Here is a 13,089-nt window from a genome sequence, read left to right as displayed (position 1 = left end):
TATGTCTTATAGCGAGTTTTATCAACGTTCTATTACGCAGCCGGAGTCGTTCTGGGCCGAGCAGGCCCAGCGTATTGACTGGCAGCAGCCGTATACGCAGATACTGGACCACAGCAATCCGCCGTTTGCCCGCTGGTTTTGCGGCGGGACGACCAATCTGTGCCATAACGCCATCGACCGCTGGCTGGAGAAACAGCCCGAGGCGCTGGCGCTGATTGCGGTGTCATCAGAAACCGAAGAAGAACGCACGTTTACCTTTCGTCAGTTGTATGACGAAGTGAATGTTGTGGCAGCGATGCTGTTGTCGCTCGGCGTACAGCGCGGGGATCGGGTACTGGTTTATATGCCGATGATCGCCGAAGCGCACATTACGCTGCTGGCCTGCGCACGCATTGGGGCGATCCATTCGGTGGTGTTCGGTGGTTTTGCTTCGCACAGCGTGGCGGCGCGCATCGACGACGCCCGACCAGTGGTTATCGTTTCGGCGGATGCCGGGGCGCGCGGCGGCAAGATCCTGCCCTATAAAAAGCTACTCGATGATGCGATCGATCAGGCTCAGCATCAGCCGCGTTATGTGGTGCTGGTCGACCGCGGTCTGGCGAAAATGGCGCGGGTGGAGGGGCGTGACCTCGACTTTGCCGCGCTACGCCAACAGCATCTCGGCGCACGGGTGCCGGTTGTCTGGCTGGAGTCGAACGAAACGTCCTGCATTCTCTACACCTCCGGGACAACCGGTAAACCGAAAGGCGTTCAGCGCGACGTTGGTGGTTACGCGGTCGCGCTGGCGACCTCGATGGACACCATTTTCGGCGGCAAAGCGGGCGGCGTGTTCTTCTGCGCGTCGGATATCGGCTGGGTGGTTGGGCATTCCTATATCGTGTATGCCCCGCTGCTGGCGGGGATGGCGACGGTGGTTTACGAAGGGCTGCCAACGTATCCGGACTGCGGCGTATGGTGGAAAATTGTTGAGAAGTATCAGGTCAGCCGGATGTTCTCGGCCCCGACCGCCATCCGCGTGCTGAAAAAATTCCCGACCGCGCAAATCCGCAATCACGATCTCTCCTCGCTGGAGGTGCTGTATCTGGCGGGTGAGCCGCTGGATGAACCGACCGCCAGTTGGGTAACGGAAACGCTGGGCGTCCCGGTTATCGACAACTATTGGCAGACTGAATCCGGCTGGCCGATTATGGCTATCGCCCGCGGGCTGGACGACCGACCGTCGCGGCTGGGCAGCCCTGGCGTGCCGATGTACGGCTATAACGTGCAGTTGCTCAATGAGGTGACCGGTGAACCTTGTGCGGCGAACGAGAAGGGGATGCTGGTGATTGAAGGGCCGCTGCCGCCGGGCTGTATTCAGACTATCTGGGGGGATGACGCGCGGTTTGTGAATACCTATTGGTCACTGTTTTCCCGCCAGGTGTACGCCACCTTTGACTGGGGCATTCGCGATGCCGATGGCTATTACTTCATTCTGGGCCGTACGGATGACGTGATCAACGTGGCCGGACACCGGCTGGGGACGCGCGAGATAGAGGAGAGTATTTCCAGCTATCCAAACGTCGCCGAGGTGGCGGTAGTTGGCGTGAAGGATGCGCTGAAAGGGCAGGTGGCGGTCGCGTTCGTTATTCCAAAACAGAGCGACAGTCTGGAAGACAGCGACATTGCCCATTCGGAAGAGAAGGCGATTATGGCGCTGGTGGACAGTCAAATTGGTAATTTTGGTCGTCCGGCGCACGTCTGGTTTGTGTCGCAGCTGCCGAAAACACGCTCCGGCAAAATGCTCAGACGGACGATTCAGGCGATCTGCGAAGGCCGCGATCCTGGCGATCTGACGACCATTGACGATCCCGCATCGTTGCAGCAAATCCGTCAGGCGATCGAGGAGTAACGTCGTGTGATGCCCGGTGGCGCAATGCTTACCGGGCCTACGTGTTAATCAACTTTCTTATACGGCCCGTGATAGTAATCAAACGGCGCATAAACCGTATCGGCCACGAACGATAACGGCACATCAACAAATAACAGCGCTAAATCGAAATAGTTATAATCGTAAGCGCCCGGGTTTTTTAGTTTATCAATATCATGGCGCATACCCACGTAATACGTATCTGAATCCTCGCCTGCCGTGCGCGCATCAATGCTGCCACATCCTGTAAGTAATACGCTGATAAAGAGCGTTGTTACCGCAACCGTCTTTTTGCTCATGCTATGACCTGGCTTCTCGCCCCGTTTTACCATAACGATAAAAAAGCGGCGTGTTGTCCTCGGAACTTAAACCACCAGGTCAGGACTCATCGTGTGAGGATGGCACATCGAAGGCCGGATAAACCACGTGAGTGGTGTATCCGGCAAAGAGGCTTTTACAGCGTGACGCTTTCGCGACGACGCAGCAGAGAAAACGGCCCCGGTCCACTTAGGGTAAATACGGAAATCAACGTGAAGCTCAGCGCAATTATCCCCAGCACCAGATACGCCCCCTGGAAACCAATACTCTCATACATTTTTCCGGCCAGAACTGACATGAAAATCATTGCTAACTGTTTGAAGAAACAGAAGCACACCAGGTAAATTGTGGCCGAGAAGCGCACTTCAAACTGACTGGTGATGTATTTGAAGCAACCGACGATCAGGAACGGTATTTCAAACATATGCAGCGTTTTGAGAATGACGACCTCCAGCGCAGAGGTGGCGAAGGAGGAGCCGATGATCCGCACCGACATTATCGCACCGGCCAGCAGTAGGGCGTTCTTTCCGCCAATGCGGTTCACAATCAGCGGCGCAAAGAACATGATAGAGGCATTAAGTAATTCCCCCATGGTCGTGACGTAGCCAAACACACGGGTACCCTGTTCGCCGGTGGCAAAGAACGAGGTAAAGAAGTTGGCGAACTGCTGGTCAAACACTTCATACGTACAGGAAACGCCGACCACGTACAGGGAGAGGAACCAGAGTTTCGGTTGTTTAAATAACTCCAGCGCCAGCTTCAGACTGAATGCTGAGTTGTTGGCGCCTACCGCATCCGCAACTTTTGCAGAAGAGGGGACATCTGTTTTTGAAAAGAGCAGCAGCAATGCCAGAATGACCGCACAGCCGGAACCTAACCAGAAGACAAACTGGTTATTGATGGTGAACATAATCCCGGCAATCGAGGCGCATAGCGCCCAGCCCACGCAGCCAAACATGCGCGCGCGACCAAATTCAAAATTGCTTCGGCGGCTGGCTTTTTCAATATAGGCTTCAATCGCTGGGGCGCCGGCATTGTAGATAAAGCCAAGGTAAATCCCGCCGACAATCGAACCCAGTAAAATATTAACCTGTAATAACGGGCCAAAGACGTAAATAAAGAACGGGGCAAACATTACCAGCATTCCGGTAATTACCCACAGCAGGTGTTTACGCAGGCCAAGCTTATCGGAAAGCAGTCCGAAAACAGGCTGGAATAATAATGAAAATAGTGAAATACAGGCGAAAATGATCCCGGTGTCACCTTTACTGATATGGTTTACATCGTGTAACCAGATAGGGAAGAAGGGGAAATAGGCACCCATAATGAAAAAGTAAAAGAAAAAGAAGAAGCCGAACATCCAAAAGTTAGTGTTTTTCAAATAATACATAATGGACTTCCTTACGATGAATGCGGGCAGGGGGGAACCTGCCCGATTATTATTATTTTTGACCCCAGACCAGCTGGTAGTGGTAGCGTCCGGCACTCAGCAGGAACTCTGGTGAAACGGAAGGACTCCAGGAGTCGTCACCGCCCACGCCCATATGGAAGCCATCAATATTGACCCAGGTACCTGCCTCCGGTTGCAGCAGATGGCGGTGGCTGGTTTCCATCAGTTGCTTCTGGCTAAAGCGGCTGATGTTGAACAGGAAGTCCCCTCGCCATTGATGCGCGCCGTAGCGTAGCTCACGCGTGTTGCAGCGCAGACCGTTTTCCCCAGGGAAAACATACGGGGTGTACATCTCATCAAGTGACAAATCCCAACGATCAAAACAGGCGGCACTCAGGCGATCCGGGTAGTTCTCATGTGGGCCGAGACCTAACCAGTTCACGCGCTCAGCGATCTGCGCCAGTTGGCAGCTCAGGCCGATGCGGGCCGGATGTGGCGTGCCGCTGGCGACGTCGACATCCACCGTTATCTGCATTTCACCATTGCCGTCAATACGGTAGCTTTTTCGGCTGACGAACAGCGTTTCGCCCTGATACTGCCACGCATGTTCGGTGGCGATCAGTACCGCATGGCTTAGCGTGTCGGCAGCACAGTGCAGTAACGTTGCTTCGACCAGATAATGACCGGCGGCTTTCCAGCGTTCGACCCAGGCGTTAGGGTCGATGCGGGTTGACTCGCTCACGCCGATGTCGTTGTCCAGCGGCGCGCGGGTGAACTGGTCAGTAAGCGGGGTTAACAGCTGAGCTGCGTCGCCAATCCAGTACTGTGTCAGCAGGCCAGACTGACGGTCGAATTGCCAGCGCTTGTCGTTGATCTCAACAGTAAAGGTGTTTTCGCTCACGTTCAGCTGTGGTGCGGTACGGGCAGTTGGCCGTGGCACCAGGCTGAGTTTCTCTTCCAGCTTCCATTGCTGCCAGGCGCTAATGTGCCCGGCGTCTGACCATGCGGTGGCCTGAGGTTGCTCTACGCGTACCGTTAGCCATAGCTGGCCGGCGGTTTCCGGCATCGGGACATCTGGCAGGGTTATCACCTGGCGACTCTGTGGGGCGATATCCAGCACGATTTCTCCGGCGGCCAGCGGGTTGCCATCCTGGGCAATCGACCAGTGCAGAACCTCGTTATCGCTGTGGCGGAACAGATATTCGCTGGTTACTTCAATCTGGCGTTTGGGTCCCGGCAGCAGCGTAAACTGGAAAAACTGCTGCACATGTTTGGCCTCGTATAATGCCGGATGCGGGGTGCGATCGGCGAACACCAGGCCGTTCATGCAAAACTGACGATCGTTAGGCGTGTCGCCAAAATCACCACCGTAGGCAGACCATGCCTTGCCGTTCTCATCATATTTAATCAGCGACTGATCTACCCAGTCCCAGACAAACCCGCCCTGTAGGCGCGGAAATTGACGGAACGCTTGCCAGTATTTGGCGAAGCCGCCAAAACTGTTGCCCATGGCGTGGGCGTATTCGCAGAGGATCAGCGGACGCTGTTCGCCGGGCATCGACAGCCACTTTTTAATCGACCATTTGGGTACCGCGGGGAAGGGTTGATCCTGATCGACGCGGGCGTACATTGGGCAAATAATGTCGGTCGCTGTGGTATTTGCGCCGCAGCCTTCATACTGTACCGGGCGGGACGGATCTTCTGATTTTATCCAGCGGTAGAGCGCGTCATGGTTGGCGCCATGCCCGGATTCATTGCCCAGTGACCAGATGATGATGCTCGGGTGGTTGCGATCGCGTTGCACCATGCGCGTGACGCGCTGGCTCATGGCTGGCAGCCATGCGGGATCGTCGGTGAGGCGATTCATCGGCACCATGCCATGGGTTTCAATGTTGGCTTCGTCGACCACATACAGGCCGTAGCGATCGCACAGGGTGTACCACAATGGATGGTTCGGGTAATGGGAGCAGCGCACGGCGTTAAAGTTGTTCTGCTTCATCAGCAGAATATCCTGCACCATCGTCGCCTCGTCCATCACCTGACCGTTGACCGGATGGTGCTCATGACGGTTGGTGCCGCGAATCAACAGCGGCTTACCGTTGAGTAACAGCAGGCCGTTTTCAATACGAACCTGACGAAAGCCGACATCACAGGCTTCCGCTTCAATCAGCACTCCGTCAGCGGTACGTAACTGGACCACAGCGCGGTACAGATTAGGCGTTTCGGCACTCCACAGCGCCGGGTTTTCGACGTTCAGACGCAGGGTAACCCGATCATGATAAGCGCCGCGTTCATCAATAATTTCGCTGCCGAGCGGGGAAGTCGTTTCGTGAGTGAGCGTTTCACCGTCCCACAATTGCAGGGTGACGCGTAAATCTTCGCTCTCGTTGCCCGCCACTCTGACTTCTGTTTCCAGCGTGGCGCGGCTGAAATCGTCGTTAAAATGGGTGTTAATGCGCAGGTCGCGGATTTGCGTAGCGGGCTTATGCAGCAAAGATACATCGCGAAAGATCCCGCTCATGCGCCACATGTCCTGGTCTTCCAGATAACTGCCGTCGCTCCAGCGCAGCACCATCACTGCCAGGCGGTTTTCGCCGTGCAGCAGATAATCGCTAAGATCGAATTCAGACGGCAGGCGGCTGTCCTGACCGTAGCCAACCCAGCGACCATTGCACCACAAATGAAACGCGGAATTCACCCCGTCAAAAATAATGCGCGTCTGACCTTCATCTAACCACGCGTCTTCGATACTGAATGTGAGCGAGTAACATCCTGTCGGATTCTGCGCTGGAACGTACGGGGGGTTAACCGGGATCGGGTAGGTGACGTTGGTATAAATTGGCGCGTCGTAACCATCCATCTGCCAGTTAGAGGGGACGTTGACAGTATCAGCCTGTGGCAGATCGCTCGTCAGCCAGCTTTCCGGCACGGCCTCAGGCGCGGTAAACCAGGCGAACTGCCACTTGCCATTTAGCGAGCGTAACTGAGTTGATCGCTGATTGGTACGCGCATCATCCGCTGAGCGCCAGCTACAGAACGGCGGGTGCGCCTCCAGGCGGTTGAGCTGCGTGACGCCGGGATTTTCCCAGTCACGGCGGGCCAGTACAGCGGAGAGTGAATCTGTGTTCAGGTTCATAACGGTATCCTGTTTGAATTTGTTATTCGCTCACAATTTCAATCAAAATACGAATAAGCGATCCCAACTGTAAAGGATGGGGCGCTCAATGAGTGAACTGACTCACACAATTGTTATGCGTTCACAATTTAGGTGTGAGCTGCGAAACTTGCCGCGCTAGCTGGATCAGTGAGTCGGCCAGCACCTGGGGTGAGAGGGGTTGCGTATCAGGAGGCAGAACCGTATTGCGCTTAACCAGGGTTACGGGCAGCAGTTGGTTGCCCACGCTTGAGGTCCCACGGGGAAGTTGCAGCAGTCTGTCGACGCTGGTTTCACCCAGTAACGGAAAATCCTGCCTGATGGTGGTCAGTGGTGGGATGTAGCAGGCGCTGTCTTCGGTGTCATCGTAGCCAATCACCGAGATATCAACCGCCACCCGCAGACCGAACTCGCTGATTGCCCGCATCGCGCCCAGCGCCATTTGATCGTTAGCGACCAGCATGGCGGTGGGGAGATTACCACCATTAAGCATATGCAGCGTTTGCTGAAAACCTGACATCGCGCTCCAGTCGCCTTCCAGCTCCGCGGTGGGTTGCAGCTGGTAGTGCGCCAGATATTTATGCCACCCCGCATGGCGAAGCCTTGCCGAAACCGAAGTGTGTGGCCCGCTCAGCAGGGCGATACGCTGATGCCCATGCTGCACCAGATGTTCAACGCCGAGACGTGCGCCGTCGTCATGGGAGAAAATCACGCTGTTAATTGGCGTCTGATCAGAGACATCGAGAAACAGTACCGGCACCGTGCCGCAGGCGGCAGCCACGGCAATGGCGTCTTCTTCATCCAGCGGGTAGTTGATGATAAGCCCGGTTACGCGTTGAGAAAGCAGGTTGTGGACTGCGGCTTTACATGCCTCAACGCCGCTACGTTCGACCATGGCGATCACCACGCTGGCCCCGGACTGGTCGGCGCGGGATTTTATGGCGGCAACGATTTGCGAGGGGGCGTGCAGGGCAAGGTTCGCCGTCACGACGCCAATCAGCGGCGTCTGTTTGCCCGCCAGCTGCTGTGCGACACGGTTGGGGATGTAATTGAGCTCCGCCATCGCGGCCTCAACTTTCTGTCGGGTTTTTGCGGAAACGTGGCTGGCCTGATTCACGACGCGCGAGACGGTCTGGTAAGAGACTCCTGCATGGTCTGCCACATCGTATAGCGTTACCGGTTTCACGTTTATCACCCCTGTCATGACGTTATCTGCGCGCTATGATGCCACAGCGGGACGGTTTTGGGGTATTTGCGCATTGGTTCTGCGAGGCGCATTCCAGGGTTGCAGATCGTGTGCTGGAGGATTTATCGTCGTGATGCTTAACAACATAAAAAAGTGAGGACATCGTGAGCGACTCTGCGGCAAACAACATTCTGTCCATCTACCAACGTCATGCGGAGGCCTTTGCCAGCCAGCGTTCACGCGCACTGTTCGAGAAAAGCTGGCTGGATAAGTTCATCACCGTGATGGGCGGACAGGGCAGCATTGTGGATATTGGCTGCGGCAACGGTCAGCCGATTGCTGGTTATTTTATTCAGCAAGGCTTTCCGCTTACGGGAATTGATGGTTCTGCGGCGATGCTGGCGCGGGCCCGGCACTCTTTTCCCGCACAGCGCTGGCTGGAGCAGGATATGCGCGAGCTGGGACTTAACGAGACTTTCGATGGTCTGATCGCCTGGGACAGCTTTTTCCATTTAACTCAGCAGGATCAGCAAAAGATGTTCCCGATTTTTGACCGACTCAGCCGTCCCGGCAGCGCGCTGATGTTTACCAGCGGGACGGAAAACGGTATCGCGATGGGGCAATTTGAGGGCGAACCGCTGTTTCACGCCAGCCTCGCGCCGGATGAATACCGCGCATTGCTGTCAGCGCACGGTTTTGTGGTGGTAGAGATGGTGATGGAAGATCCGCACTGCGCCGGGCATACCATCTGGCTGGCGCAAAAACGTGGCTAATCGCCGCGAAAGGTTTTACGCCATTCAGCCGGGCTAACGCCAAAGTGGGATTTAAAATGCTGCCGCCAGGTGATGGGCGACTGGAAACCGACCTGTTCGGCGATGCGTTCAACGGGTAACTGGCTGGACTCCAGCAGTATCTGACTACGGCGCAGACGCTCGGCAATCAACCATTCGGCCACGCTTGACCCGGTGGCCTTCATAAAATGACGGGTTAAAGTGCGACGGCTCATCATCACCCGCTGCGCCAGCTCGTCGAGATTATGCGGTTCGTGGAGATGCTGGCGCAAATAGTCGAGCAGGACGTTGATGCGCTGATCCTGGGTGTTTTTCGCCACGGGTTGCTCGATAAACTGTGCCTGGCCGCCCTCACGATGCGGCGGCACAATCATCCGTCGGGCAATCTGATTCGCCGCCGTGCTGCCAAAACGCTGACGGATGACGTACAGACAGCAATCCAGCGCGGCGGCGGTGCCTGCCGAGGTAATTATGCCGTCGTCATCCACGTACAGCGCGTTAATATCCAGACGGGCTGCCGGAAAGCGCGCCTGAAAATCTTGCTCGAACTCCCAATGCGTAGCCGCCCGTTTGCCATCGAGCAGACCGGCATAGCCGAGGACAAATGCCCCCAGACATAGCCCGACAATCTGTGCGCCGTTTTGTCGCGCATGGTTGAGCGCATCAAGCAGGCTTTGTGGTGGACGATGTGCCGTGGTGCCCCAGTAGGGGAGCACCACGATGTCGGCGGCCTCCACCGCTTCATAGCCGTGAGCTGCGGTAATGGAAAAGCCATCCTGCGAGGAAACGATACCTGGCTGTTCGGCGCAAAGTTGCACCTCGAAGCGTTTCTTCGCCGCTACTTTGTCACTGAAAATGATGCACGGCACCGAGAAGTGAAACGGGCTGAAATCTTCCACGGCAACAATGGCGACGTTAAGCGGTTGCATACGATTCCTTTGTGGATATTAAAACGTCAGGGTTTCGCCATCTTCCGGTACGTTAACAAATTGCGCAATCTGGTTATCGTGGGCGTACTCTTTTAGAGCCGCGCGAGTCAGAAGACAGTGGTTAATTGCCTCCATGTGGGTCGCCACAATTTGTGCTTCGGGCAGCGTGAAGTGGGTTTTTAGCACATCTTCTGCGCCCATGATGATTGGGCCAAACCCGATAACGTGGGCAAAACCTGCGTTCAAAATAACCACGCCAGGCAGGAACGTCCGCATGTTGGTTTCCACCTCGTCGCGCCAGAGAGTGTCCCCGATCAGATACAGCGTTTTTTCCGCCGGATGCTGGAAGATAACCCCGCAGGCATCACCCAGACGCTCCGCCATTTGCGGGATGGCGTAAGCGCGATCCGAACCGTGCTGGCCGCCGGTTTTACGCAGGGTGATGTCGCCGAGCGTGGTGCTGTGTGCCAGTACGGTCAGTTGCGTGAAACCCTGCTTTCGCAGCACCTGCTTATCCTGCTCATTTTGTACATAGATCGGTTTGTCTTTCGGTACGATACGAGCAGCAGCCTCATCCCAATGATCTTCATGCAGATGGGTCACGATCAGCGCATCGACGTTGAGCAGGGTGTCGACATCAACGGGCAGTTCCACAGTCGGGTTGCGGATCTCGGCGCGTGCCGTTCCGGTAAAGCCCGGATAAGTCCCTTTTGCCGCCAGCATTGGATCGATCAGAAAGGTTTTACCGCCAAAGGTGATGCGCTGTGTGGCGTTACGGATTTGCGTGATGTTCATAGTGTTTGCTCCACATGTTGGGTCAGTGGTGTCATCGTAGAGTGTTACCCAGAAGATGAATGTGGGCAAATGGGCGACTAACGATGAGATTGGGCCAATAGCAGATGGCAGAGATCGATAATGAAATTACAATTAAAGTAATTGAATATTTCCTTTGCGACTCTTTATTTAATTCGCAGCCATTATCTTGTACTGAAAAAAAACGTCATTTAAATAAGAGTAGATTTATTAAATTCGAAGCGGCTCCAGAAAATAGTGTTGATATATGCAACGTATTGCAGCCAATAAAACATATCGCGAACCATGAAATAAGAATGCTATCATTCACACCAGACGCGGCAGGCAACTGCTGGCACACGCATTTACCCCGGAGCACCCGATGAACAACGACATTCCGCTAAAATTTTATGATATCGCCGACGAATACGCGACTGAAGCTGCAAAGCCGGTGAGCGATACAGAACGCGACGCACTGGCACACTACTTCCAGCAATTGATCACTCGTTTGATGGACAATGAAGAGATCAGCGAAGAAGCGCAGCAGGAGATGGCAACCGAGGCTGGAGTCGACGCACAGCGTATCGATGATATCGCGGAGTTCCTCAATCGTTGGGGTAACGAGTAGCCAAAGACATGGCCTGTGTTTTACACTGCGCGCAAATTGAGTAGGTATACTCTACAAGTAATAGGTTTAATCAGGCGGAAACAGCAATGAACGGAACAATCACAACGTGGTTTAAAGATAAAGGCTTTGGATTTATCAAAGATGAAAACGGCGACAACCGCTATTTTCATGTGATTAAGGTTGCTAATCCTGAGCTGATCAAGAAAGACGCGGCGGTGACCTTTGAGCCTACCACCAACAACAAAGGCTTATCTGCCTACGCGGTAAAAGTCATACCCGACAGCAAATACATCTATATCGCGGGCGAGCGTCTGAAGCTCACGGCGATCAAGTCTTACCTGGTCTACAGCGAAGAAGTCCCTGCTGAGACTCGTATCGACAAAGAAAATGCGGTGCTGTCCGTTGGTGTGCTGATGAACAGCATCCGACCGAAATCAGACGTGAAGCCTGGTGAAATGCGCACGCTGAAAAAGCTGGCCATCACCACCTTCCAGGGCACGACGCTGATCTTCTCGGAAGATGAAATCGATATCGACGAGACGGTGAAACTGCTTAAGGTCTGAAGCCCTTCAGAGTGAATGAAAACCGAAATCCTGCTCTCTTCAGAAGCGGGGTTTCGGTTTTTTTATGCGTATTTTTGTCAGAAGGGAATATCCATTTGAGCCAAATAGCAAATTCCATTCTGTTTTTTTATTTTGATGAGGCACCTGGAATTACCACGTCATCCATCAGTATGTAACGTGCTTCCTGGCGCGTGTATTGATCGATTAACGGCACAAGTCGCCGGAAATGCTCACTGGCACAATGTTCATCGAGAGCCGCGTGGTTTGGCCATTCTTCGATAAAAATAAAATGCCCCGGATCTTTTTCATCAATATAGAGGTCATAAGCAATGCATTGCGGCTCTTTCTTCGTCGCCGATATTAGCTCACGGTACCAAGGGAGAACGGTTTCAATATACTCAGGTTTGATGAAATCTTCGGCAATGACCTTTAACATGCAGCCTCCTGGCAGAAAACGAATGCACACTATGTGATGAAGATATATTTAGGGCAAGACGCCACAGTGTTATATCGGTCGGTGAGTGAGTTATCTCAGCTATTAATCAGATGATCCGCTTAACTGTGATCCATCTCACCTCCCGGCAACCAAAATCTCCTGCGACTCAACGCCGTCCTCTATCTGTTTCGCCACCTTTTGTAAGGCCGGAAGATGTTTTTCCGCGGCCTGTTCGATGGTCATGGCGCTGGCCATATACACCAGATTCAGGCAGCCGATCACCCGCTGTTCACTGCGAATGGGGACGGCGATGGAGGCGATTTTCTCCTCCTGATCCCAACCGCGAAAGTTCTGGCCAAAACCGTCTTTTCGCGCACGGCTCAAAATGGCGTCGAGCTTCAGCGGTTCGCGCGCCAACTGGAACTCATCTCCCGGTCGTGAAGCCAGCATTTCAATCAGTTCCTGACGTTCATTCTCCGGGCTAAATGCCAGCCAGGTCAGGCCGGATGCGGTTTTCAGCAGCGGCAAACGACGCCCGACCATCGCCCGATGAAACGACAGGCGGCTGAAGCGATGGGTGGTTTCACGCACTACCATCGCGTCCACATCCAGCGTGGAAACGTCGGTCGGCCAGATGACCTCGCGCAGCAAATCTCCCAACAGCGGGGCGGCGAGCGCAGAAATCCACTGCTCGTCACGAAATCCCTCACTGAGCTGACGGACCTTAATGGTTAAGCGAAAGCTGTCATCGGACAGACTGCGCCGGACGTAACCCTCATCCTGCAGGGTTTCCAGTAGTCGCCTGACCGTGGTGCGGTGCAGGCCGCTCAGCTCTGCCAGCAGGCCAACGCTGGCCCCGCCGTCGAGACGATTTAACATATTTAATAACATTAGTCCGCGCGTTAACCCGCGCACGGTTTTGTATTCGGTACTGTCGTCACTTTTCATATTTATTGACAAATATACAGTTAAAACAACGTGGTGCACTTAGTGCAC

Annotated in this window: 12 protein-coding genes; 4 read left to right on the top strand and 8 right to left on the bottom strand. The window is 54.4% G+C overall.

Features of this window, described 5'->3' with window-relative positions; genetic code table 11:
• Position 1: 1 nt before the first annotated feature.
• Positions 2–1,888, top strand: coding sequence for a propionate--CoA ligase (gene prpE / locus BZK42_RS22585; protein ID WP_080860327.1), 1,887 nt, complete (start codon positions 2–4; stop codon positions 1,886–1,888).
• A 44-nt stretch (positions 1,889–1,932) separates the two neighbouring features.
• Here the strand turns inward: prpE and BZK42_RS22580 are convergent, their stop codons facing one another.
• The 4 genes from BZK42_RS22580 to BZK42_RS22565 form a co-directional block, all read right to left on the bottom strand.
• On the bottom strand, positions 1,933–2,205 hold the full coding sequence (locus BZK42_RS22580; protein ID WP_016151950.1) for a YceK/YidQ family lipoprotein: 273 nt from the start codon (positions 2,203–2,205) through the stop codon (positions 1,933–1,935).
• Between the two features lie 155 nt (positions 2,206–2,360).
• A complete protein-coding gene (locus tag BZK42_RS22575) occupies positions 2,361–3,614 on the bottom strand; it encodes an MFS transporter (protein ID WP_080860325.1) in 1,254 nt (417 codons plus the stop codon).
• Between the two features lie 52 nt (positions 3,615–3,666).
• Positions 3,667–6,750 carry a beta-galactosidase gene (locus BZK42_RS22570; protein WP_080860323.1) on the bottom strand — a complete coding sequence of 1,028 codons (3,084 nt, stop codon included), beginning with the start codon at positions 6,748–6,750 and terminating at the stop codon, positions 3,667–3,669.
• A gap of 121 nt (positions 6,751–6,871) precedes the next feature.
• A complete protein-coding gene (locus tag BZK42_RS22565) occupies positions 6,872–7,954 on the bottom strand; it encodes a LacI family DNA-binding transcriptional regulator (RefSeq protein ID WP_080860321.1) in 1,083 nt (360 codons plus the stop codon).
• Positions 7,955–8,118: 164 nt separating this feature from the next.
• Here BZK42_RS22565 and BZK42_RS22560 point away from each other — a divergent pair, with 164 nt between their 5' ends.
• A complete protein-coding gene (locus tag BZK42_RS22560; protein ID WP_053390018.1) occupies positions 8,119–8,727 on the top strand; it encodes a class I SAM-dependent DNA methyltransferase in 609 nt (202 codons plus the stop codon).
• On the opposite strand, the gene BZK42_RS22555 is transcribed toward BZK42_RS22560, so the two are convergent.
• Both BZK42_RS22555 and BZK42_RS22550 read right to left on the bottom strand, forming a co-directional pair.
• Positions 8,724–9,674 (bottom strand): GlxA family transcriptional regulator, encoded by a 951-nt coding sequence (locus BZK42_RS22555; RefSeq protein ID WP_080860319.1) that lies wholly within the window; start codon positions 9,672–9,674, stop codon positions 8,724–8,726. The genes BZK42_RS22560 and BZK42_RS22555 overlap by 4 nt on opposite strands.
• Positions 9,675–9,692: 18 nt before the next feature.
• Complete coding sequence (locus tag BZK42_RS22550) at positions 9,693–10,469, bottom strand: MBL fold metallo-hydrolase (protein WP_080860317.1); 777 nt, start codon at positions 10,467–10,469, stop codon at positions 9,693–9,695.
• A 379-nt stretch (positions 10,470–10,848) separates the two neighbouring features.
• On the opposite strand from BZK42_RS22550, the gene BZK42_RS22545 reads away from it, so the two are divergent.
• Complete coding sequence (locus tag BZK42_RS22545; RefSeq protein WP_080860315.1) at positions 10,849–11,094, top strand: YmjA family protein; 246 nt, start codon at positions 10,849–10,851, stop codon at positions 11,092–11,094.
• Between the two features lie 86 nt (positions 11,095–11,180).
• A complete protein-coding gene (locus BZK42_RS22540; RefSeq protein ID WP_016151966.1) occupies positions 11,181–11,657 on the top strand; it encodes a cold-shock protein in 477 nt (158 codons plus the stop codon).
• A 127-nt stretch (positions 11,658–11,784) separates the two neighbouring features.
• Here BZK42_RS22540 and BZK42_RS22535 read toward each other — a convergent pair whose 3' ends face one another.
• Positions 11,785–12,093 (bottom strand): putative quinol monooxygenase, encoded by a 309-nt coding sequence (locus tag BZK42_RS22535; protein ID WP_046275619.1) that lies wholly within the window; start codon positions 12,091–12,093, stop codon positions 11,785–11,787.
• A gap of 135 nt (positions 12,094–12,228) precedes the next feature.
• Positions 12,229–13,041 carry a DNA-binding transcriptional regulator gene (locus BZK42_RS22530; RefSeq protein ID WP_080860313.1) on the bottom strand — a complete coding sequence of 271 codons (813 nt, stop codon included), beginning with the start codon at positions 13,039–13,041 and terminating at the stop codon, positions 12,229–12,231.
• Positions 13,042–13,089 lie beyond the last annotated feature (48 nt).

Source organism: Citrobacter braakii (genome assembly GCF_002075345.1).
Lineage (GTDB): Bacteria > Pseudomonadota > Gammaproteobacteria > Enterobacterales > Enterobacteriaceae > Citrobacter > Citrobacter braakii.
This window is presented reverse-complemented; position numbering and strand designations above follow the sequence as displayed.